Source organism: Halobellus sp. MBLA0158 (genome assembly GCF_041477585.1).
Lineage (GTDB): Archaea > Halobacteriota > Halobacteria > Halobacteriales > Haloferacaceae > Haloquadratum > Haloquadratum rubicundus.
Map to the genome: position 1 here is coordinate 89558 of NZ_JBGNYA010000001.1, position 22717 is coordinate 112274.

Consider the following 22717-nt stretch of genomic DNA (forward strand, 5'->3'; position numbering starts at 1 on the left):
ACCCGAGCGACGACCGCCGTGTCGACCGCCGGAACCGACGAACTTTCCTCTCCGCTCTCCGTACCGCCGCCCAGATGAGCAAGGACTTCATCGAGGTTCGAGGTGCGGAGGAACACAACCTCAAGGACCTCGACGTCCGGATTCCGCGGGAGACGTTCACCGTCGTCACCGGGCTCTCGGGGTCGGGCAAGTCGTCGCTCGCCTTCGAGACCGTCTACGCCGAGGGCCAGCGGCGGTACATCGAGTCGCTGTCGGCGTACGCCCGCAACTTCCTCGGGCAGATGGACAAGCCCCAGGTCGAGGCCGTCGAGGGGCTCTCGCCGGCGATCTCGATCGACCAGAAGAACGCCGCCAACAACCCCCGCTCGACGGTGGGGACCGTCACCGAACTGCACGACTACCTCCGGCTGCTGTACGCCCGCGTCGGGACGCAGTACGATCCCGTCACCGGGGAGGAGGTCGGCGAGCAGTCCGCCCAGGAGATGGTGAGCCAGCTCCTCGAACTCCCGGAGGGCACCCGCGCGAAGATCGCCGCGCCGGTCGTGCGCGACCAGAAGGGCGCCTTCGAGGATCTCTTCGACGACCTGGTCAGCGAGGGCTACGCCCGCGTCGAGGTCGACGGCGAAGAGTTCGACCTGACGCTCGACGAGCCGGACCTGGACAAGAACTACGACCACACGATCGACGTGATCGTCGACCGCGTGAAGATCCGAACGGAAGACCGCTCGCGGATCGCCGACTCCGTCGAGACGGCCCTGGAGGAGGCCGACGGCGTCCTGAAGGTGATCGTCCCCGACCCGCCCGCGGACGTTCCCTTCGCCTCCAACACCCGCTCGACCGGCGCGCTCGCCGGCGAGGGTGACGACCGGCTCGTCGTCGAGTTCTCGGAGGAACTCGGCAATCCGAACTCGGACTTCCAGTTCTCCGAGATCGAGACGCGCTCGTTTTCGTTCAACAGCCCGCACGGCGCCTGTCCCGAGTGCGAGGGGCTCGGCCAGACCAAGGAGGTCGACGAGGACCTCGTAGTTCGGGACCCCTCGAAGCCGATCAAGCACGTCTTCGAGGCGTGGTCGTACAACCGCTCCTATTATCGAACGCGGCTCGACTCGGTCGCCGAGCACTTCGGCGTGAGCGTCGATACGCCGTTCGAGGAACTCGATCCCGAGGTCCAGCGACAGTTCCTCTACGGCACCGACGAGGAGGTCGTCTTCGAGCGGGAGACCCGGAACGGAACGAGACGGAAGACCAAGCGCTTCGAGGGCGTCATCCCGAACCTCGAACGCCGGCACGTCGAGACCGACTCGGAGTCGACCCGCGAGCACATCGAGGACTATATGGCCGTCACCACCTGCCCGGCCTGCGAGGGGACGCGCCTGAAGGAACAGTCCCGGCACGTGCTCGTCGCGGGGACGTCGATCACCGAGGTGAACCGGATGAGCATCGGCGACGCGCTCGATCACTTCGAGGGCCTGGAGGAGGAACTCACCGACCGCGAGCGGACGATCGCCGAGGAGATCCTCAAGGAGATCCGCGCGCGCCTCGGCTTTATGGAGGAGGTCGGCCTCGAATACCTCACGCTCGACCGCGAGGCCTCGACCCTTTCCGGAGGAGAGAGCCAGCGCATCCGGCTCGCGACCCAGGTCGGCTCCGGGCTCGTGGGCGTGCTGTACGTCCTCGACGAGCCCTCGATCGGGCTCCACCAGCGCGACAACGACCGGCTACTCGACACCCTCGAAGGGCTGCGTGACCTCGGGAACACCCTGCTCGTCGTCGAGCACGACGAGGAGACGATGCGCCGCGCGGACAACATCATCGATATGGGCCCCGGCCCGGGCAAGCGCGGCGGCGAGATCGTCGTCCAGGGCGACTTCGACGACGTCTGCGACACCGAGGACTCCGTCACCGGCGACTACCTCGCCGGGCGGAAGGAGATCCCCGTGCCAGAGGAGCGCCGCGACTCCGACTCCGAACTGCTGATCCGCGGCGCGCGCCAGCACAACCTCAAGGATCTGGACGTCTCTATCCCGATCGGGCAGTTCACCGCGATCACGGGCGTCTCCGGTTCGGGGAAGTCGACCCTGATGCACGAGATCCTCTACAAGGGGCTGGCGCGGGAGATGAACGACAACACCTCGGTCGACCCCGGCGACCACGACGCGATCGAGGGGATCGACGAGATCGAGACCGTCCGCCTGATCGACCAGTCGCCGATCGGTCGGACGCCCCGATCGAACCCCGCGACCTACACCGGCGTCTTCGACTACGTCCGCGAGCTGTTCGCGGAGACGAAGCTCGCCAAGCAGCGCGGCTACGAGAAGGGCCGCTTCTCGTTCAACGTCAAGGGCGGTCGGTGTGAGGCTTGCGGCGGGCAGGGGACCGTGAAGATCGAGATGAACTTCCTCTCGGACGTCTACGTCCCCTGCGAGGAGTGCGACGGCGCGCGCTACAACGACGAGACGCTCGACGTCGAGTACAAGGGCAAGACGATCGCCGACGTGCTCGATATGGAGGTCTCCGAGGCGCTCGAATTCTTCGAGGCCAACTCCCAGCTCCGCCGGCGGCTCCAGTTGCTCGAAGACGTCGGCCTCGGCTATATGACGCTCGGCCAGCCGTCGACGACCCTCTCCGGCGGCGAGGCCCAGCGCGTGAAGCTCGCCGAGGAGCTGGGCAAAAAGCAGACCGGCGATACGCTCTATCTCCTCGACGAGCCCACGACGGGGCTCCACAAGGAGGACGAGCGCAAGCTGATCGAGGTGCTCCAGCGGCTCACCGACAACGGCAACACGGTCGTCGTCGTCGAGCACGAACTCGACCTGGTGAAGAACGCGGACAACATCGTCGACCTCGGGCCCGAGGGCGGCGAGCACGGCGGCGAGGTCGTCGCGACCGGCACGCCCGAAGCGGTCGCCCGGACCGAGGAGTCCCACACGGGGCGATACCTCCGCGACCTGCTCCCCGACGTTGACGCCGAGGGCCCGCGCTCGGACCGGCGGACGCCCGCCAAGCCCGCCGACGACGACTGATCGCCGTTTTCTGGGCGAGCGTTTATATACGATCGCCGGGGCAGACGCTCCGTGATCTGAGAGCGGCCCCGCGTCGTACAGCGGTCGTTCGACACAGCGACGCGGGGTAGACGGGGCAGGTGTCGACTGTACGCCATTCACACGAGACAGCCGCGGCATCCCCCAGCTGCCGCTATCTCCAAGTGAGAACGCCGCGTCGTGACAGATATGAGCACCTGCTACGCCGCCTCGCGGGCGGGCGTGCTGGTCGTCGACATCGGCGCCACGGAAGCCAACGGCGACGCGGCCGGCGTCGCCGCGGGGCCGGCGCTGACGGACCACGACGTCGAGTGCCTCGACGCCGCGAGCGACGCCCCCGAACGGGCCTTCTGCGGGACGTTCGACGCCGGCCTCCACCGGACGGTCGACGGCGGTGAGTCGTGGGAACGGGTCGGGAGCGAGCCGCTTCCGGAGTCGGTAACGAGCGTGACGATCGCACCGCGCGATCCCGACGTCGTCTACGCCGGGACCGAACCGAGCGCCGTCTACCGCTCGACCGACGGCGGCGACACCTGGGAAGAGCTATCGGGGCTCACGGACCTCCCCTCGGCGCCGGAGTGGTCGTTCCCGCCGCGGCCCGACACCCACCACGTCCGCTGGGTCGAGGTCGATCCCAGCGATTCCGACCACCTCTACGTCGCCGTCGAGGCCGGCGCGCTCATCCAGACCCACGACGGCGGCGACACCTGGGAGGAGCGGTCGCCGACCACGCGGCGGGACACCCACTCGATGGCGATCCACCCGGACGCCCCCGACCGCGTCCGCGCCGCCGCGGGCGACGGCTACGCCGAGAGCGACGACGCCGGCCGGAACTGGACGTTCCCGCAAGAGGGGCTGAAACACCGCTACTGCTGGAGCGTCGCGGTCGATCCCGGCGATCCCGAGCGGGTGCTCCTCTCGGCCGCGGCGAGCGCGCGCCGGGCCCACACGCCCGAGCGGGCGGCGTCGTACTTGTACCGACAAGACGGGTCGACGAGTGGCGGCGACGCCGCCTGGGAACGCCTCGACGACGCGGGCGTGCCGACCGGCGAGGGCGTGCTCCGGCCGACGCTCTCGGGCGGGACCGAAGCCGGCGAGCTGTTCGCGCTCACAGACCGCGGGCTCTACCGGACGGGCGACGGCGGCGACGCCTTCGAGCGGGTCGAAGTCGAGTGGCCCGAGTCGTTCCGCGAGCGGACGACCCGCGGACTCGCGGTGGTGTGAAGCGAGCGGCGGCTCCGAGAGGAGTCGCGAGCGAGGACACCGATGCGACAGCGACAGCGAAGGTATTTGCCGCCGCACCCGATAGGGACGGGTGATGTACGATTTCGCGGTCGTGGGCGTCGGCCCCGCGGGGGCGCGCTTCGCGCGGGGCGCGGCCGAGGCGGGCTACGACGTCGTCGCCTTCGAACAGGGGACCGTCGGGACGCCGCTGGCGTGTTCGGGCCACGTCAGCACCGACATCTGGGGGTACGTCCCCGACGACGCGAAGCCCGAACTCCTCCAGAACCGCGTGTACGGCGCCCGCTTCCAAGTCGGCGGCCCGGGATCGACGGGCTACCCGTTCTACAAGCGCGAGGAGGTCTCGAACGTCATCGACCGCGTCGAGCTGGACCGGACGCTCGCCGACTGCGCCCGGGCGGCGGGCGCGGACGTCCGCGAGCGCCACACCGTCGTCGACGTCGACGAGCGCCACGACGGCGTCGAACTGACCGTCTCGAACGCCGGCGAGACCGAGACCGTCCGCGCGAAGATGGTCGCGGGCTGCGACGGGCCGACCTCGCGGGTCCGGCGCGGCTGTGACCTCCCCGAGCCGGGCGAACTCATCCACGGCGTGCTCGCGTTCGATCCCGAGCCCGACGGCGGCGACTTCGTCGACGTCCACCTCACCGCGCCGCGCTTCTTCGCGTGGCGGATCCCCCGCGGCGACGCGGGCGTCGAGTACGGCCTCGCCGCGCCGCCGGGCGAGTCGGTGAACGACCTCTTCGACCGCCTCACCGACGCCTACGACGTCGAGACCGAGCACTTCTGCTCCGGCGCGATCCCGATCGGCCCGCCGGAGCGCGTCCACGGCCGGCGCGTCTTCCTGATCGGCGACGCCGCGGCGCAGACCAAGCCCTTCACCGGCGGCGGGATCCTCTACGGGATGACCGCCGCCGACTGCGCCGTCGACGCCGTCGACCCCGACGACCCGGCGACCCTCCGCGACTACGAGTCCGCGTGGCGCGCCGAACTCTCCCGCGAGATCGCCCTCGGTCACTGGCTCCGGCGGGCATACTCGCTCCCGGAGCCCGTCCAGCACCTCGGGCTGCGGACCCTCTCCGGCGAGATCGGGGTCCACATGGACAAGCCGTCGTCCTTCTTTTCGGCCGCGAACCTGCGGAAGATGCTCGGTATCGGGCGTAGCGGCGAACAGTAAGCGGCGGCGACAGAGATCAAGCACACGGGCCATAACTGACGGCGGCTACGCGTCGCTGTCCGTCTCACAGACCGTTCGGAACCGGAGTCGCACGGTCGCGGGCGCGGACGCGTCGTAGGAGATCTGACCGCCGACCCGCTCTGTGGTCCAACGGACGAGCCACAGGCCGACGCCGCCGGCGTGCTCTGTCGGCCGCTCCTCGTCGGTCTCGAAGACGTTCCGCTCCTCGGGGGGGATCCCCGAGCCCTGGTCGGAGACCGAAAGCGTCGTCCGGTCGTCGCCGGCGTCGATGCGGACAACGACCGGCGGCGCCCCGTGTTCGAGGGCGTTCTCGATGAGCTCGACGATTCCCAGGGAGACGCTCTCGTCGGCCTGGACGACCGCGCGATCGGGGAACTCCGTCCGGACGTCGGCGTCGGGAGAGGCGTCCAAGACCTCCTCGACGGCGTCGGTCGCGATCGCGACGAGGTCCCGGTGTTCGAGCGTCTGTGAGGACTCGTCGACGACGTTGCGGAAGCGCCGCGCGCTCTCGCTCTGCCTGACGAGGTCCTCGCCGGCGTCGGTGATCCGGTCGGCCACCTGCCGCACCGCCGGGTCCTCGTTATCGGCGAGCTGTTGCGCGTAGCCCAGCACGACGTTCATCCGGTTGCGGACGTTGTGGCGGAGGACCCGATCGAGCACCGAGAGGCGCTGCTGCTGGCGGACGGACTCGGTCACGTCGCGCTGGAAGCCGAGGTAGTTCGTGACCTCGCCGACGGCGTTGCGGACGGGCATCACGTCCAGCGCGTTGTGGAACGGATCGCCGTTCTTCCGGTAGTTCAGGATCGTCACCGACACGGGCCGCTCGGCGTCGATGGCCCGCCGGAGCCGGGCGACCGTCTCGTCGCTCGTATCCGCGCCCTGGAGGAACCGACAGTTGCGGCCGATGACCTCCTCGCGGTCGTAGCCCGTGATCTCGGCGAACCGATCGTTGGCGTAGATCATCGGATTGTCCGGGAGCGACGGGTCGGTGATCGTGATGCCGATCGACGCCTCGTCCATCGCGCGTCGGTACAGGTCGAGCCGCCGCTCGCGTTCGATCCGCTCTGTCAGATCCTGCGCGAGGACGAGCCGCTCGTCGCCCTCGCCGGTCAGGACCGCCGAGAACTCACAGATCGCGGCGCCGGTGTCGGTCTCGAAGACGACCGTCCGTGACCGCGCGCTGGACTGGGAGACGTGCGCCGGCGCATCTTCGAGGACGTGCCGGAGCGTCTCCCGGTCCTCGCCGGCGACGAACGACGCGAGCGACTCCCCGCGGACGGCCTCGCGGTCGCGGCCGAGCAGCCCCTCGGCGGCGCGGTTCATCGCCTTGATCGCGCCGTCTTCGACCAGGAACTTCGGGCTCGGCGCCAGCTCGAACAGCCGCCGGTAGCGCTGTTCAGTCTGCCGCAGCTCCTCGTCGAGGCGGCGGCGACGCGACAGCGTGTCGATCCGGAAGCGGAGTCGCCCCGGATCGATCGGCGGCGTCACCACGTCGTCGACCAGCTCGCGGATCTCGGGCGGGAGCCTGTCGAACGCGTCCGCCCGGTTCTCGACGAGCAGACAGGGCATAAAGGGCTGCTGCCGCGACCGCCGTTCGCGGACCTCGGGCTCGATCGCCCGGAGCCCCGGGGCGTCGACGAGGCAGATGTCGAACTCGGGAAGGGAACCGTCGACCCCGATGTCCGGCGAGCACTCGACGAGGGCGTAGCCGGGGGAGTCGCGGACCCAGTCGACGAGGACGTCGCGGTTTCCTCGATTCGAGACCGCCACGAGGACGACCGTGTCGTCGGTCTGCGGCGTCGGATCGGACATACGGGGTCACTCTGGCTCCGACCGGTCCGATCCGTCCCGCGCCTCGGGGTCACGGCTCCGCTCGAAGGGGTGGTCGTCCCCCCAGTCGGGCGTACCGGTGAGGATCCCGCGGAGCCCGGCCAGCGGGTCGCCCACGCGGATCCCCGCGCCCGTGATCTCGAACTCCCGGAGCGTCCGCTCGAAGTCACCGGTGCGCTTTTTGAGCACCCCGACGGCCTTGTGGAGTTCGCCGGAGACTTCGAGATACCGGAGGAACAGGATGTTGTCGGCGAGGTAGCTGATGTGGGTGCTCGTGGGCTCGAAGGTTCCCGTCACCGAATCGAGGTCGTCGATGAAGACGACCGTCACGCCCGTCCGCTTGAGGTAGCGGCCGAGCGCGTGGAGCTCGCGGACGAGGTCGTCCTCCTCGCCCCGGATCGAGAGCCGGTAGCCCGAGATGCCGTCGATCACGACGAACTCCGCGTCCGCGGTCTCGACCTCGCGTCTGACCCGGTGGGCGAACTCGTCGGGCGAGATGGACAGGGGCTCGACCGCCTCGACGACGAGGTCCCCGGAGGCCTCCAGGTCCGCCACCGGCAGTCCGATGCTCGACGCGCGCCGGTGGAAGGTGTCCGGAGTCTCCTCGAAGAGGTAAAAGAGGGCGCGCTCGCCCCGCGCGGCGGCCTCGGTGGCGAACTGAGCGGCGGTCGTCGTCTTGCCGACGCCACTGGATCCGCTGATGACGGTGACCGTGCTCCGCTCGATCCCGCCGTGGAGGAGGTCGTCGAGCTCGTCGACGCCCGAGGGGAGCGTTCCCGAGCGCTCGCGCGGCTGGTGCGCGTCCGGCGAGAGCTTCGTGAACACCGCGATCCCGCCGTCCGAGATCCGCATCGTGTGCGCACCCGAGAAGAAGTCCGACCCGCGGAACTTCGTCACCTCGACCGTCCGGCCCTTGGCGGCGTGGTCGAGGTGGATGCTCCCGTCGCAGAGGTATTCGAGCGTGTGCCGCTCGCCTTCCAGCGCCTGTTGGCCGCTGAAGAGCACCGTCGCCGACTGGTCGGTGAGGTACTGGACGAAGCCCGAGACCTCCTGGCGGAACTGGTACTCGTCGGGCGTGAGATACTGGAGGTGCGTGAGGGGGTCGACGAACACCCGATCGGGCTCGTGGGCCTCGACGGCGTCGACGATCCGGGCCGCGACGTCGTCGCCCTCGACGACGTCCGGCTCGAACACGTCGTAGGACTGCTCGGAGACGAAGCGCTCGGCGCCCGGCGAGAGGTCCAGGAAGTCGATCCCGTCGGTGTCGAAGCCCAGCCCCTCGGCGTCGCGGCGGATGTCCTCGGGGTCCTCCTCGAAGGCGACGAACAGGGCGTTCTCGCCCGCGTCGACGCCCGCGGTGAGGAAGTGGAGCCCGACGATCGTCTTGCCGGTGCCGGCGCCGCCGGTCACCATATACGCTCGCTCCCGGAAGAGCCCCCCGCAGAGGATCTCGTCGAGCCCGTCGATCCCGGTCGAGACGCGAGCGCGTTCGCTCATTGATAGATCGGGGGACCGCGAGATATTGATTGTTTGGGCGGTCCGCCGGGTCGTGTTTAGTTAAGCGCCAGAGTAATATTCGACGTAGAAAATCTACAACGTCGATAATTGCTAGGTGAACTGATTGTCCGGTTACGGTTAGTAACTTAATCAATGTCAAACCCAGAACGGAACGCAGACGTGTGAGATTACTCAAAACCTCACGGATCAGGTGTTACACAAAACAATTACTCACAGTATTAACTAAACACGGCCGTCCGCCGTCTGTCCCGGTCAGCCGTCCGAGTAGTCGGGGAGCCGCGCGGACGTCGCGCTCCCCTCGACGAAGGGAAGCGCCGCCCGGTCGGCGTCGACCGCCCCGTCGCCGGCGGGGACCGAGACCCCTTCGGCGAGGTCGGCGTCGAAGTCGACGAGCGCGAGCGCGATCGGCGCATCGAGCAGCGGACTCGCCGTCGCGCGCGTCACCGCGCCGACGACGTCGCCGTCGGCGCGGACGTCGGCGCCGGAATCGGGAACAGCGTCGCCGTCGATCCGGAGGCCGACGAGGCGCTGGCTCGGCCGGCCGCGATTTTCGACCTTGGAAATGACCTCCTGGCCGACGAAACAGCCCTTCTCGAAGTCGACGGCGTTGCGGAGGCCGAGGACGTTCGGGATCCGGTCGCGGAGTTCGGTCGCGAACAGCGGCGTCCCGGCCTCGGCCGTGAGCGTCTCCCAGGTGCGGTAGCCGAAGGGGACGGCGTTCATCCCGAAGGTGAGGAGCGTCTCGAAGACCCGTTCTGCGGCGTCGGCCGAACAGACGACCTCGTAGCCCTCCTCGCCGGCGAGGCCGTCGCCCGCGACCACGGTCACGCCCTCGCCGCCCATCGACCCGCGGACGAACGACAGCGGCGGCTCCGGCGCGCCCGCCTTGTTGAGGACGCTCGCGACCTTCTCGGTCGACTTCGGTCCGTGAACGCCGAAGACGGCGAAGTCGGTCGAGGCCTCCCGCACGTCGACGTCCTGGATGAAGACCTTCTCGCTCCAGTCGTCGACGAGCGGCCCGGCCCGCGTCGGCGGCGTGAAACAGAGGAGGCGCTCGCCGGCGTTGTAGACGTAGAGGTCCGTCTCGATCCGCCCTTGGGGATCGAGGAGGAGCGCGTAGACTCCCTCGCCGTCGTCGCGGGGGACCCGATTCGAGACGGTGTCGTCGACGAACTCGATCCGGTCGTCGCCCTCGACGACGACGACGCCGTAGCCCATCTCGATCACGCCCGCGCCGTTGCGGACGGCCCGGTGCGTCCGCTCGGGGCGGCCGTAGTGGCGGACGAGCTTGCGGCCGTCGCGCTCTTCGAACGTGGCGCCGTGGTCTTCGTGTTGCTCCGTGACGACGGTCATCGTGCGTCCGTGGGGGCTCCGATGGGAAAACCGCAGCGTCCCGGATCGCTCGGTCGGCCTGATCGCCCGGATCGCCGAGGCCCTCGGAGGCGGCGATCGGACCGATCTGGGCGCTAGAGGCCGAACTTCTCGCGCAACGCCTCGACGAACCCCCGCTCGTCGTGGCGCTCCTCCTCGGGATCGGGGACCACTTTCTCGTCGACGAGGATGACGACCCGGTCGTCGTCACCGTTCTGGACCGAGATCAGCCCGTCGCGCTTCAGGGCGGCGAGCGCCTCCTCGATGCCGTCGATGTCGGCGTCGACGGCGGCCCGCACCTCGAAGACGGTCATCCCCTCTTCGGCACGGTCGACGAGCGCGTCGAGCACCGCTACTTCGACCTCGGGGCGATCTCGGAACTCGCGCCGCGCTCTCATAGGCGGACGTTCGCCCCCATCGGGTATACGCTTACCGCCGCCAGCGCCGCGGGCGGCCTCGGCGGCACGCGCCAGCGGGCTCCGTCTGCCGCCCGTCAGACGCAGGAGGTACACTTTTGGCGCTGACTGCCGGAACAGCGGGTAATGGGACTCAAGTGCCGTCTTCTCGGGCATACGTACGGGGAGCCCGAGGTCGAACGCAACCGGGAGGAACAGGGCGACGAGGTCGTCGTCACGATCCGCGAGATCCAGGCGTGCGAGCGGTGCGGCGACGAACAGGTCGTCAGTCAGAACAAGGAGGTGACGGCGATCCGCTCGCCCGAGGAGGTCGGGCTCGACGGGGACGCCGGGAGCGAAAGCGGCGCCGCCGCCGCGGCGGCCGACGCGGCCCCACAGGACGCCACCGACGGCGAGGCGGCAGAGCAGCCGACCGTGACGCCCGCGGAGTCGACCGCCGACCCGGCCGCCGACGAGGGAACGACCGCGGACGCGACGCCGGAGGGCTCCGAAGCGGAATCGACGGCCGCCGACACGGCGTCGGCCTCGGCGCCGGCCGCGGACGACGGCGGCGTGATCGACGAGGCCGAAGCCGAGACCGGCGGCGCGAGCGACGGCTGGGAGACCGGCAGCGACGATTGGGAGGACGTCGAGCCGGACGGGGACGCCGACGACGCGGTCATCCTCGACGACGCCGAGACCGAGCGCGACGAGACGCAGTGGCCGGAGGAGACCGACACGGACCCCCAGCGGGCCGCCCGCGAATCGGCGGCGCGCGAGGAAGGGGCCGCCGGCGCCGAGCCCGACGCCGACAACGAGGTGACGAACGACGCCGAGATCATCGACGCCGACGACGGGCAGTCGGGCGCCGGCGCGAGTGCGGACGCGAGCGCGGACGCGGACACCGGTCGCGAGCGCGGCGAGTGGGCCGGCCGCGACGCCGGGTCGGCCTCGAACGGCTGGCCCGACCACGAGGGCGAAGACGAGGGCTACGCGGCGACGCCCGGCGGCGACGCGGACGTCGAGTTCGACAGCGGCGGCGGCCTGACGCCCGAGGTGAACGGCCACGCCGACGCCGACGACGACGCCGACGCCGAGACGATCGAGGGGATCGCGGCCGGCGCCGACGACGCGCGGGCGGCCGCCGAGCGGAACGCGGGGGTCCGACCGGAGGCCGCCAGCGAGGGCGAAGAGGGCTTCGCACGCGCCGGGGAGTCCACGACCCTGGAGTCGGACGTGCCGGACGACCGGGTGGAGTTCTACTGTCCGAACTGCGGGCACAGCCGCGTCGCCGGGGCGTCGTCGATGCGCGCCGGCGACATCTGCCCCGAGTGCAAGCAGGGCTACATCGCCGAGCGCGAGCGGTAGCCGACCGACCCCTCGATCGGTGACGAAACAGGTAAACCGCCACCTACCGAACCACGGCCTATGAAGGAGTACAAGATGCGTCGCGGGGAGACCCTCGAAGAGCGCATCCCGGATATGGAGGCGACGGTCGAGGAGTACTTCGGGCCGATCACGGGCACCACCGAGTACAAGGGCAGCGACCTCTACGTCGTCGACGAGCCGGACAACCCCGTGTTCGAGCGCGTCGTGGCGGGCGCCGTTTCCTACGGCAGTAAGAAGGACCGACTCGGCGTGGAGTTCGAAGAGCGCGATCCCACCGAACTTGGCCCCGACGACCTCGAAGCCGCGGGCGACGCCGTCGACGCCAAGAACGACTTCCTCCTGGAGGCGACCGGCCGCGACGCGAAGTCCCGCCGCGACTCGATGAAGCGCGCCGTCGAGGACGACGCCCCGGATTACTGAGCGTCGAGCGCGCCAATCGAAATTCCGCGCGCTCGCGACCCCGCGAGCGTTCGCCGTCGCCGCGATCGGGGACGCGAGACGGACGCCCGGTCCCACTTTTAATTCGGTGCGCCGAGTAGGTCCACGGAGAGATGGCGATCGAAACGATCCTACTAGCCGTCGGCCCGGACGAGAGAGAACGCATCGACCGACTCGTCGAGGCGGCGATCGACGTCGCCGGACCGACGGGAGCGAGAGTGATTCTCGGACACGTGTTCACAGACGAGGAGTTCGAGCGGGCGGTCGGGAACCTCGACCGGGACGTCGAGGTCGGCGAGATCAGCGCCGACGACGTCGCCGGGCGGTTCGTGAATGTCCGCGACGCCGCGGACCAGCTGGAGGCGGCCGGAGTCGACTACGAGATCCGCGGCGCGATCGGCGAGCACGGGCGGGCGATCGTCGAGCTCGCCGACGACGTCGCCGCCGACCGGATCCTCGTCGGCGGCCGCCAGCGTTCGCCCGCCGGCAAGGCCGTCTTCGGGAGCACCGCCCAGGAAGTGCTGCTCAACGCCCCCTGTCCGGTGACCCTCGTCAGGTCGGATACGCGGTGACGCGCGCCGGAGACGGGGCGGGAACGCGGGGCGGCGGTCGGGCCGCCACGCCCGGTACAGCGGCTCCGAACCCGCTTAGTTAAGTGTCGCGGTCACACGTATTCGACACGATGGCCTACTACGTGGGCGTCGACCTCGGGGCGACGAACGTCCGGGCGGTCGTCGCCGACGGCGACGGGACGGTTATCGGATCCGCAGACGACGGCACGCCGCAGGGGCCGACCGGGATCGCGATCACCGAGGCGGTCCTCGGCGTCGTCCGCGAGGCGTGCGGTCACGCGGGCATCGATCCCGAGCAGGCGAACGCCGTGGGGATCGGCTCGATCGGCCCGCTCGACCTCGCGGAGGGGACCGTCGAGGACCCCGCGAACCTCCCCGACACGATCGATCGCATCCCCCTCACCGGGCCGCTTTCGGTCCTCTGTGAGACGGATCGGCTCTTCCTCCACAACGACACGGCCGCGGGCGTCATCGGCGAGCGGTTCTACTCCGAGCGCAACCCCGACGACATGGTCTACCTCACGATCTCCTCGGGGATCGGCGCGGGCGTCTGCGTCGACGGCCACGTCCTCGCGGGCTGGGACGGCAACGCCGGCGAGGTCGGCCACCTGACGCTCGACCCCGAGGGCCAGATCACCTGCGGCTGCGGCCACGACGGCCACTGGGAGGGCTACTGCTCGGGCAACAACATCCCGAACTACGCCGAGTACCTCGCCGAGAAGGAGGACGCCGAGACGGCGCTTCCGGTCGGCGATCCCGACTTCTCGGCGGTCGACGTCTTCGAGCACGCCGACGACGACGCCTTCGCCGCGCACGTGGTCGAGCGCCTCGGCCACTGGAACGCGATGGGCGTCGCCAACATCGTCCACTCCTTCGCGCCGATCATCATCTACGTCGGCGGCGCGGTCGCGCTCAACAACCCCGAACGGGTGTTGGAGCCGATCCGCGAGCGGATGGACGAGATGGTGATGACGAACGTCCCCGAGATCCAGCTGACAAACCTGGGCGACGAGGTCGTCGTCAAGGGGGCGCTCGCGAGCGCGATGACGGAAGGAACGGGCGACCGCACGCGGATGTGAGTGGAGGGGGTCGCCGGCCGCGGGACGGCCGCGGCCTCCGGAATGGAAGATCGTGACACACTTTTCTCGGCTCGCGGCGGCCGCGAGCACAACCGCAAAGTTCCAAACCCTCGAACGCGAAGGGCGTGCAATGAGCGAATCCGAAGGGCCGCTCCGCGAGCGCATCGAGACGTGGATGGTCGGACAGATGCCGATCATCCGGATGCACGGGGGCGAAAGCGTCGTCCGGAAGGCCGACCCCGAGACCGGCGAGGTCGTCGTCGAACTCGGCGGCGCCTGTGCGGGCTGTGGGATCTCCAACATCACCGCCGACAACATCAAGGCCGACCTCATCACGGACTTCGAGGAGGTCGAAGACGTCCGGGTGAAGGTGCCGAGCGCCGGCGACCACACGAACAGCACCGTCGAGGGCGGTCGCGGCGGCGAACTCCAGTACGGCTCCGAAGACCCCGGCCACTTCTGATACCGACGCCCGCGGACAACGTTTAGTCCGCCGAGACCGAGTGAGGACCGTGGCCGACGCCGATCCCGATTCCGACCCCGGCGCGAGACGGGAGTTCGCCTTCGAGCTCGGGCTCTGTGCGCACCTCGAAGCGGCGACCGACTGGCTCGTCGGCCGACAGCTCGGCGCGGCGGTCGAGCGCCCCGGCCGGCGCATCGTCGACGTCGTCGGCGTCGCGCCCGGGCCGGCGTTCGACGACCGCGCACGGATCACCGCCGAGACGGTCCCCGTGCGCGCCGTCGAGAGCGACGTCGGCGTCGGCGAGGCCGTCCCCAGGCGGCGAGCAGTCCGCGAGACCACGGGGCTGACCGACGCGCTCGTCGACCGGGCGATCGAAGTGGGCTTTTTCGCGACCGAGCGCCGCAACGGGCGGGAGTACCTCCGGCAGACGACGCGCTACCCCGACGAGTGGTTCGACCGCCTCGTCGGCATCGAGAACAAGCCCGACCTGGGCTCGCCGGGCGCGCTGGAGCGCCAACTCCGCACGGACGTCTCGCTGGGGCTCTTCGAGGCGGTGATCCTGGCGACGGAGAGCCACGTCACCCGCGCGCACCTGAACCGGATCCCCGACGCCGTCGGCGTCTGGCGGTTCGATCCCGACGTGGGCGAGCGGACCGTGGTCCGCGAGCCGACGGCGCTCGCGACCGACGAGGGTGGCGTCGAACTCGTCGAGCGACGCCCGCTGGAGACCGAGATCGCGATCGTCGCGGCCGACGCGAAGGCGCGGGCGCGGCGGCGGATCGCCGAGCGCGCCTACGGGAAGGGCTGGCGCACCTACGACCTCCCGGCGTGCGAACACGCGGCCGCGACAGACGACGGCCGCCCGTACTGCGCGCGGTTCGAGCGCGTCGTCGACCCGAGCCGGACGTGCCGCGACTGCGACGCCCGAGAGCCGGGGCGCGCGCCGGCGGTCGACGTCGACGCGCTCCGAGCGTCGCGAACGGCCTGGGAGCCCGACCCGTCGGGCGTTCGGCGCCGGCAGTCCGGGCTGGACCGTTTTCAGTGACTGAGAATTTTTAGGAATAGCGCCTCGAAGTTGAGATCGCGGTTCTTAGTTGCTGAAAATCGGGCCGTGTTTATACCGTATTCCTCCCGCCATATGCAAATGTGAGGTGAAGGACGATGGCAACTTCAACCCGAACGACGCTCGGCAATCCGCTGGACTTCGACCTGCAGGGGACGATGGCGGGCTACTGGGTCGCGGTCCTGCGCGTGATCACCGGCTACTGGTTCCTCCACGCGGGGATCACCAAGTTCGCCTTCATCGCGGGCGAGCCGTTCAGCGCGCAGGGGTGGCTGGCCAACGCGCCCGCCGCGAGCCCGATCCAGGGCTTCCTCATGTGGGCGGGCCAGACCCCCTGGATGCTGGAGTTCACGAACTTCATGATCCCGATCGGTGAGACGCTCATCGGGCTCGGCCTCGTCGTCGGCGCGCTCGTCAGGCTGGCGAGCTTCTTCGGGGCCTTCCTGATGGTGTTCTTCTACCTCGGGAACGCCGCGTGGAGCCACGGCCTGGTCAACGGCGACCTGATGGGCCTGCTGCTCTTCGTGACGATGGGCGTCCTCGGTGCCGGTCGCGTCCTCGGCCTGGACGCGATCATCGAGGACATGGACTTCGCGGACACCCGGATCGCGAAGTACCTCCTCGGGTGACCCGAGGGCCCGATTCCGGCGCCACCAGTTTCCGTCCGTCTCCGGTGCGGAGCCGCGTTCTGCGTTCGTCGCTCGTCACGCGCTGTCGACGCCCCTGAACTCGAAGCGGGCGCCGCCGCCGTCGCTTTCGGCGACCGTGACCGTCCAGCCGTGCGCCCCGGCGATCTGTTCGACGATCGCGAGACCGAGGCCGCTCCCGGAGTCCCGCGAGGTGTAGCCGGCTTCGAGGACCCGGTCGCGGTCGCCCTCGGGGATCCCGGGGCCGTCGTCGGCGACGAAGAACCCCGAGCCGTCTTCGAGCGCGCCCACGCGGACGGTCACGTCGTCGCCGGCGTGTTCGATCGAGTTCCGAAAGAGGTTCTCGAAGACGTGACGGAGCCGGTCCGGATCGGCCCGAACCGCCGCGTCGGTCTCGACCGCCAACTCCGCGTCGGCGGTGTCGACGGCGGCCCACGACTCGGTGGCGACGGAGGCGAGTTCGACCCGGCTCGTCTCGCCGACCGCCCGCCCCTCGCGGGCGAGCGTGAGGGTGTCGTCGATGATCGTCTCCATCCGGTCGAGCGACGACTGGATGGTCTCGATGTGGTCCTCACAGCCGTCGCAGTCGGGCAGTCGCTTCTGTTCGAGCAGGGTCACGTGGCCGCTCGCGACGTTCAGCGGGTTCCGGAGGTCGTGGGAGACGACGCCGGCGAACTCCTCGAGGCGGTCGCGCTCGCGCTGGAGTTCCTCCTGCTTGAGCCGGATTCGCTCGGCCGCGAGCTCGCGCTCGATGGCCCGGGCCTCGAACACGCCGACCAGGAAGCCGACGCCGGCGCCGATGGCGAGCGCCCACCGCGCCCAACTGAGCGCGACGATCACGAGGTCGGGCGGGAGGGCGACCATCAGCCCGACGTTGATGAGAAGGAAGATCGCGCCGCCGCCGAGCGTCCAGCGGACGATCCGCCCGTACCGGCGCTCGGACACCGTGCTCGCGGCGAGCCGGTAGCTCCCGTAGACGAGGCCGACAGCGAAAGGGAGGGACGTGACCACGCCGACGATGAAGCCGTCCGGGAGCGGGCCGCCGCGCGAGAGCAGGGCGACGACCTCGATCGCGGCCAGGAGGACGAACGCGGCGCCCAGACCCGCGACCGTGCGCAACGCACCCAGATCACGATCGGGAACCCCCGGCATCGATACCCAGGGCTTGCGCGGCTACCGGAAAGGTCTTTCCACTACCCGAAGGCGATCCCGAACCCGCTCACAGCTCGTAGGTCTCGCCGTCGACGGCGAGCGGTTCGGCGAACGCTTCCTCGGCCGGATAGAAGTGGGCGGTGTGGACGATCCGCGTCTCCGCGGCAGCGAGGTCCTCGGCGAGGTCGATCGCGCCCTCGCGGGTCATGTGCTTCGAGCCGAACGTCCGGGGGACGCCGCGGTCGTCGTGGTGGTCGCCGCCGAGCGGGTGGTGCTCGCAGAGCGCGGCGGGGACGATCCCGTCGGCGAGGAACAGGTCCGGATCGCGCAGGACCGCCCGCGACGCCTCGGGGACGGCGTAGTTGGTGTCGCCCGACAGCGAGAGCTTCGCGCCCGTCTCGGGGTCCTCGATCGCGAGCCCGTAGCAGACGAGCGGCGGGTGTTCGACGGGGACGAGCGTCACCTCCAGCCCGCAGACCTCGAAGGGCTCCAGCGGCGTCCGGGGGTGGACGCGCACCCGGTCGAGGTAGTCGTACTTCCGCGTCACGGTCTCGGCGACGCTCTCGCCCGTCTGCGGGTCGGTCTCATCGGCGGCGTAGACCGGGAGGTCGTCGAGCAGCCGGTATGCGTTGCCGAGCCCGTCGAGGTGGTCGAAGTGAATGTGGGTGACGATGCCGGCGTCGGGGAGCGGCACCTCCTGGGTGAGAAACTGATGGCGGAAGTCGGGGCTGAAGTCGACGAGCAGCGACTCGCCGGTGCGCTCGTTCTCGACGTGGACCGAAAAGCGCGTGCGCTCGATCCCCCGGCGCCGCGCCTCGGCGCAGGTGTCGCAGTCGCAGCCGACGGTCGGCGTCCCGGTGGTGTCGCCCGTTCCGAGGAGCGTGACCCGCATCGCCTCGGAGTGAGAACCGAGCGGGCATATATTGTCGCCTCTCCGGTCGACGCCGGCCATTGAAATGCGACGGCGACGGAGGGCCGGTGGTCCCCACCCGACGTGGATACCTCGCGAGCGCGGTCGTCTGCTGCGGCCTCGCGGGATGCATCGGCGGCGGCGAGCCGGAGCTCGTCGTCGCGAACGGCTTCGGCGAACGGATCACCGCCGACGTCACCGCGACGCGCGAGTCGGACGGGCGCGTCGTCGTCGACACGCGGGAGTCGGTGTCGGCAGACGGGCGGGCCGCGTTCCGGTTGGCGACCGACGGCGTCGCGGCGTACCGGATCCAGGTCGTCGCCGTCGACCGCAACGCGGGCGGCAGCGCGACCTAGCGCGTCGCCGAGAGCGACGGGGTCCGAGCCCGCCTCCGTCCGAGCGGCGGCGACTTTTCGGAGCGGTGAGCGCGAGGCGCGGTTCGGCGGCCGGGGAAGCGGAAAGCACTTTCCGTCGGTGGCGGAAGCCCGAGAGGATGGTCCCCTCCGATTCGCACCCGCGGCAGTCAGATCTCGGGCGGCTCTCGCGGCGTCGGCTCCTCGCGCTCGCGTGTACCGCCGCGGCCGGCGGCCTCGCCGGCTGCAACGCCGTGACCGGCCGCGACGACCCCGCCGACCTACACGCCGGCGACTGGCACGCCTACGGCAACGGCCCCGAGAACGGAAATCGCGTGAGCGGCGGCGCGCCCGAGCCCACCGAGCACGCGCCGCTGTATCCCGCAGACTGGTCGTACGCGCCGCCGGTCGTCGACGGCGAAATCGTGTACTTCGCCGCGGAGCGGGAGGCCGTCGCGATCGGATTCGACGGGAGGGAGCGGTGGAGCCGACGGCTCGGCGGCGAGGCGTTCGGGGCGCCCGCGCTCGATCCCGACCGGGGGCGCCTGTACGTGCCGACGCGCGGCGGCGAACAGGGCGGTTCTCCGAGCGACGGCGCGGACGCGGCGTCGGTGGTCGCGCTCTCGGTCGACGGCGGCGACGTCATCGACACCCACCGCGTCGGCGACGGGGCCACCTACGGCGTCACGGTCGTCGACGGCGACGTCTACGCGCGGAGCGCGACGGCCTGCGTCCGGCTCGGCCCGGACGGCACCGAGCGCTGGCGAGTGTCGCTGGAGCCGCTCGTCTACGACGAGTACAACCTCGGCGACTCGACCGCGACGCAGATCCCGCCCGCCGTCGCGGACGACGGGGTCTACGTCCCCGACCGGGACGCGCTCGTCCGGCTCGACCGCGAGAGCGGCGAGGAACGCTGGCGGGTCTCCGTCGACACGCCGTACGCCGCGTCGGTCGTCGACGACCGCGGCGTCGTACAGACGGGGTGGCAGGAGACGGTCGCGGTCGACCGCGCCGGCGAGGAGCGGTGGCGTCGCGACCTCCACAGCCGCGCCGCGGCCGCAGTCGACGGCGACGACGTCTACGTCGTCGCGGGTGACCTCTACGAACTCGACGCCGAGTCGGGGGAGTCGAACTGGCACGCGCACGTGCCGAGCGAGGGCACCGCCGCCCCCGTGGTGACAGACGACAGCGTCGTCGTCGCGGGGAGCGGCGTCCGGGCGTTCCGCCGGGACGCCGGGGGCATTCTCAGCCCGGAGCGACTCCGCTGGCGGGCGGACTCGGTTCACGTGACCGCGTACGCATCGCCCGTGATCGCGGCCGGGGGGCTGCTCGCCGTGGGACCGTTCGGATTGCAGGTGCTCGATACCGGAGACTGAGCGGCGAAACGTCGCCGCGGTTTAGTGGTCGTGGGCGTGATCGTGATCGTGCGAGTGGCCGTCGGAGCCGCCGCCGTCGCCCGCGACCAGCTGTTCGCCGTCGGACATCATATCCATATTCTTGAGGTTGTCGCGCTCTTCGAAGTCCTCGACGGCTTCGACGATGTCGTCTTGGGTGAGCGTCGTCCGCTCTTCGGTCAGCGCCTCCAACACGGCCTCCCGGAGGACCATCCGGAGGTCCGAGCCGGTGAGCCCCTCGGTCAGTTCGGCCGCCTCCTCGGGGTCGAAGTCGGCGATGTCCATCCGCTTTGTGATGATCCGGAGGATGTCCGCACGCATCTGCTCGTCGGGCTTGGGGAAGTTCACGATCTCGTCGAAGCGCCGCCACGCCGCCGAGTCCAGTTGGTCGGGGTGGTTCGTCGCGCCGATGAGGATAACCTCGTCGCGGATGAGCGAGATGTCGTCGATGCTCTTGAGCAGCGTGTTGACCGCGCGCTTCAGCGCCGCGTGCTCGTCGGAGCGGCGCGTCTTCGCCACGGAGTCGAACTCGTCGATGAAGAGGATGCACGGCGAGAGCCGCTTCGCCACCTCGAAGGTCTTCTCGACGTTCTTCGCCGTCTCGCCGAGGTACTGGCTCGTGATCATCGAGAGCTTCACCTCGACGAAGGGGAGGCCGAGTTCGTGCGCGAGCGCCCGCGAGACGGTGGTCTTGCCCGTTCCGGGCGGCCCGACGAAGAGGATCTTCCCGATCTCGCGCAGGCCGATCTCCGCGAGGTACTCGCGGTGTTCGATCGCCTGCATCAGCTTCTGGATCTCGCCCTCCTGATCGGTCGTCAGCACGAGGTCGTCGAGGGTCATCTCGATCTCCTCGGGGGCGCGGACCTGGACGAGGTCCAGCATCTCGGCGTCTTCCTCCTCGTCGAAGTACTCCTCCAGCAGGCTGTCGATCCAGACCCGGTCGGCCTGGATCGGGCGGGTGTGCTCGCGCGCCTCGGCGTGGGTCACGTCGACGTCGTCGCGGTCCTCGACGGCCGCGGCGATCGTCGGGTTCGTCTCTATCCGTTCCCTATCGGCCCGGTCGAGGAACCACTCGATCGCCATCTCCGGCTGCGTCAGAGAGATCCGGCCGGAGAAGTCCTCGCGCTGGGTGAACAGCAGATCCGAGACTGCATCCCAGGGGTGTTCGACGCCGGTCGCCTTCCGGGCGACGCTCTCGGTGACGACGAGCGGTCGCTCGATCCCGACGACGCCCGAGTCGGGGTCGTCGGCGTCGTCGTCTTCGTCGTCGGCATCGGGGTCGGACCAGAAGACGCGGCGGTAGCGGGGCGGGAGATCGTTCTCGTCGAGGTCACGGTCGTCGGTGTAGAGGTGTGCCGTGAGGAGGAACTCGACAACTTCGAGAGCCCGGTTACTCATCCCAAAGACGTTGCCGGGTCACCCGCATAAGCGCGTCGAAAAGGCCCGACACCGAAGCGGCCCGAAAACTCCGCGCCCGGACCTTCGGGTTCTGTGAGCTTTATGCCCACGGCCCGCCCAGGGTGTGGTATGCCGACACCTGTGATCGCCGCCGCGCGCCGAACCCCGTTCGGGAAGGCCGGCGGCGTCTTCGCGGACGTCCGAAGCGAGGACCTCTCTGTGGCGCTCGTCGACCATCTCCTCGACGAGCACGGACTGGAGAGCGACGACATCGACGACCTGATGTGGGGCGTCGCCCAGCAGCGGGGCGAACAGGACAACAACGTCGCCCGCGTGATCGCGCTACTTTCCGACCTCGGAGAGTCGGTCCCGGCGACGTCGATCAACCGCTGGTGTGCCTCCTCGATGCAGGCGATCACCTCCGCGGCGGACGCGATCGCGGCGGGCAACCGCGAGTGCATCATCGCCGGCGGCGTCGAATCGATGTCGCGGGTGCCGATGGACGGCGACTCCTACCAGCACCTCCACCCGGAGCTCTCGGAGCGGTACAACGTCTTCCAGCTCCAGATGGGGATGACCGCCGAGAAGGTCGCCGAGGAGTACGACGTCTCCCGCGAGGCCCAAGACGAGTACGCGCTCCGCTCGCACCGGCGGGCCGCCGAGGCCACCGAGTCAGGGAAGTTCGCCGCGGAGATCGTCCCGTTCGAGGTCGACGGCGAGACGGTGAGCGAAGACGAGGGGATCCGTCCGGACACCTCCCTGGAGGCGCTGTCGGGCCTGTCGCCGGCGTTCACCGGCGACGGGACCGTCACGGCGGGCAACTCCTCGCAGATGACAGACGGCGCGGCCGCGACGCTCGTCACCTCGCGGGCGTTCGCCGAGGAGCGCGGCCTCGACGTCCTCGCCGAAGTGGGGACCAACGCCGTCGCGGGCGTCGATCCGACGGTGATGGGGATCGGCCCCGTTCCCGCCACGCGGGCGCTCTTGGAGCGGGCCGGCACCGACATCGACGACTACGGCCTCGTCGAACTGAACGAGGCGTTCGCGAGCCAGTGCGTCTACGCTCGGCGGGAACTCGGGATCGACGAGGAGCGGTACAACGTCAACGGCGGCGCCATCGCCATCGGACACCCGCTCGGCGCCTCGGGCGCGCGGCTGCCCGTGACGCTCCTCCACGAGATGGAGCGGCGGGACGTAGAGCGCGGGCTGGCGACGCTGTGTGTCGGCTTCGGACAGGGCCAAGCGATCGAGTTCCTGCGGTAGG

At 70.0% G+C, this 22717-nt stretch carries 20 protein-coding genes; 13 read left to right on the forward strand and 7 right to left on the reverse strand.

Annotated features, from left to right (window positions below):
* Positions 1-74 precede the first annotated feature (74 nt).
* The 3 genes from uvrA (at position 75) to OS889_RS00485 (ending at position 5460) form a co-directional block, all read left to right on the forward strand.
* Positions 75-3023, forward strand: a complete 2949-nt coding sequence (gene uvrA / locus OS889_RS00475) for an excinuclease ABC subunit UvrA (protein WP_372386519.1) — start codon at positions 75-77, stop codon at positions 3021-3023.
* 207 nt (positions 3024-3230) lie between these two features.
* Positions 3231-4265, forward strand: a complete 1035-nt coding sequence (locus tag OS889_RS00480) for a WD40/YVTN/BNR-like repeat-containing protein (RefSeq protein WP_372386520.1) — start codon at positions 3231-3233, stop codon at positions 4263-4265.
* A gap of 94 nt (positions 4266-4359) precedes the next feature.
* Positions 4360-5460, forward strand: a complete 1101-nt coding sequence (locus tag OS889_RS00485) for a geranylgeranyl reductase family protein (protein WP_372386521.1) — start codon at positions 4360-4362, stop codon at positions 5458-5460.
* Positions 5461-5505: 45 nt separating this feature from the next.
* Here OS889_RS00485 and OS889_RS00490 read toward each other — a convergent pair whose 3' ends face one another.
* The 4 genes from OS889_RS00490 to OS889_RS00505 form a co-directional block, all read right to left on the reverse strand.
* The gene (locus OS889_RS00490) at positions 5506-7293 is read right to left on the reverse strand and encodes a PAS domain S-box protein (RefSeq protein WP_372386522.1); all 1788 of its coding nucleotides are present in this window, start codon (positions 7291-7293) and stop codon (positions 5506-5508) included.
* 6 nt (positions 7294-7299) lie between these two features.
* Positions 7300-8808, reverse strand: a complete 1509-nt coding sequence (locus OS889_RS00495; RefSeq protein WP_372386523.1) for an ATPase domain-containing protein — start codon at positions 8806-8808, stop codon at positions 7300-7302.
* A 273-nt stretch (positions 8809-9081) separates the two neighbouring features.
* Entirely contained in the window at positions 9082-10182 is a 1101-nt protein-coding gene (gene ygfZ, locus OS889_RS00500; RefSeq protein ID WP_372386524.1) for a CAF17-like 4Fe-4S cluster assembly/insertion protein YgfZ, read from the reverse strand.
* A 113-nt stretch (positions 10183-10295) separates the two neighbouring features.
* Entirely contained in the window at positions 10296-10598 is a 303-nt protein-coding gene (locus OS889_RS00505; RefSeq protein ID WP_372386525.1) for a DUF6432 family protein, read from the reverse strand.
* Between the two features lie 144 nt (positions 10599-10742).
* On the opposite strand from OS889_RS00505, the gene OS889_RS00510 reads away from it, so the two are divergent.
* The 7 genes from OS889_RS00510 (at position 10743) to OS889_RS00540 (ending at position 16228) form a co-directional block, all read left to right on the forward strand.
* The gene (locus OS889_RS00510) at positions 10743-11963 is read left to right on the forward strand and encodes a DUF7093 family protein (RefSeq protein WP_372386526.1); all 1221 of its coding nucleotides are present in this window, start codon (positions 10743-10745) and stop codon (positions 11961-11963) included.
* A 60-nt stretch (positions 11964-12023) separates the two neighbouring features.
* Complete coding sequence (locus OS889_RS00515; RefSeq protein ID WP_372386527.1) at positions 12024-12404, forward strand: DUF5611 family protein; 381 nt, start codon at positions 12024-12026, stop codon at positions 12402-12404.
* A gap of 131 nt (positions 12405-12535) precedes the next feature.
* On the forward strand, positions 12536-12994 hold the full coding sequence (locus OS889_RS00520; RefSeq protein WP_372386528.1) for a universal stress protein: 459 nt from the start codon (positions 12536-12538) through the stop codon (positions 12992-12994).
* 110 nt (positions 12995-13104) lie between these two features.
* Positions 13105-14073 carry an ROK family protein gene (locus tag OS889_RS00525; RefSeq protein ID WP_372386529.1) on the forward strand — a complete coding sequence of 323 codons (969 nt, stop codon included), beginning with the start codon at positions 13105-13107 and terminating at the stop codon, positions 14071-14073.
* A 130-nt stretch (positions 14074-14203) separates the two neighbouring features.
* The gene (locus OS889_RS00530) at positions 14204-14536 is read left to right on the forward strand and encodes a NifU family protein (protein WP_372386530.1); all 333 of its coding nucleotides are present in this window, start codon (positions 14204-14206) and stop codon (positions 14534-14536) included.
* Positions 14537-14585: 49 nt separating this feature from the next.
* The gene (locus tag OS889_RS00535; protein WP_372386531.1) at positions 14586-15581 is read left to right on the forward strand and encodes a DUF5787 family protein; all 996 of its coding nucleotides are present in this window, start codon (positions 14586-14588) and stop codon (positions 15579-15581) included.
* A 116-nt stretch (positions 15582-15697) separates the two neighbouring features.
* Positions 15698-16228 carry a TQO small subunit DoxD gene (locus OS889_RS00540; protein WP_372386532.1) on the forward strand — a complete coding sequence of 177 codons (531 nt, stop codon included), beginning with the start codon at positions 15698-15700 and terminating at the stop codon, positions 16226-16228.
* A 75-nt stretch (positions 16229-16303) separates the two neighbouring features.
* On the opposite strand, the gene OS889_RS00545 is transcribed toward OS889_RS00540, so the two are convergent.
* Together OS889_RS00545 and OS889_RS00550 are read right to left on the reverse strand one after the other, a co-directional pair.
* Positions 16304-17398 carry a sensor histidine kinase gene (locus OS889_RS00545; RefSeq protein ID WP_372386533.1) on the reverse strand — a complete coding sequence of 365 codons (1095 nt, stop codon included), beginning with the start codon at positions 17396-17398 and terminating at the stop codon, positions 16304-16306.
* A gap of 67 nt (positions 17399-17465) precedes the next feature.
* Entirely contained in the window at positions 17466-18290 is an 825-nt protein-coding gene (locus OS889_RS00550; RefSeq protein WP_372386534.1) for an MBL fold metallo-hydrolase, read from the reverse strand.
* A gap of 86 nt (positions 18291-18376) precedes the next feature.
* Here OS889_RS00550 and OS889_RS00555 point away from each other — a divergent pair, with 86 nt between their 5' ends.
* Both OS889_RS00555 and OS889_RS00560 read left to right on the forward strand, forming a co-directional pair.
* Positions 18377-18664: a hypothetical protein gene (locus tag OS889_RS00555; RefSeq protein WP_372386535.1), complete on the forward strand. Its 288-nt coding sequence runs from the start codon at positions 18377-18379 to the stop codon at positions 18662-18664.
* Positions 18665-18801: 137 nt separating this feature from the next.
* The gene (locus OS889_RS00560) at positions 18802-20037 is read left to right on the forward strand and encodes an outer membrane protein assembly factor BamB family protein (protein ID WP_372386536.1); all 1236 of its coding nucleotides are present in this window, start codon (positions 18802-18804) and stop codon (positions 20035-20037) included.
* Positions 20038-20058: 21 nt separating this feature from the next.
* On the opposite strand, the gene OS889_RS00565 is transcribed toward OS889_RS00560, so the two are convergent.
* Positions 20059-21453 (reverse strand): ATP-binding protein, encoded by a 1395-nt coding sequence (locus OS889_RS00565; RefSeq protein ID WP_372386537.1) that lies wholly within the window; start codon positions 21451-21453, stop codon positions 20059-20061.
* A gap of 129 nt (positions 21454-21582) precedes the next feature.
* Between OS889_RS00565 and OS889_RS00570 the strand changes: the two genes are divergently transcribed.
* Positions 21583-22716, forward strand: coding sequence for a thiolase family protein (locus OS889_RS00570; RefSeq protein ID WP_372386538.1), 1134 nt, complete (start codon positions 21583-21585; stop codon positions 22714-22716).
* The last annotated feature ends 1 nt before the right edge of the window (position 22717 follow it).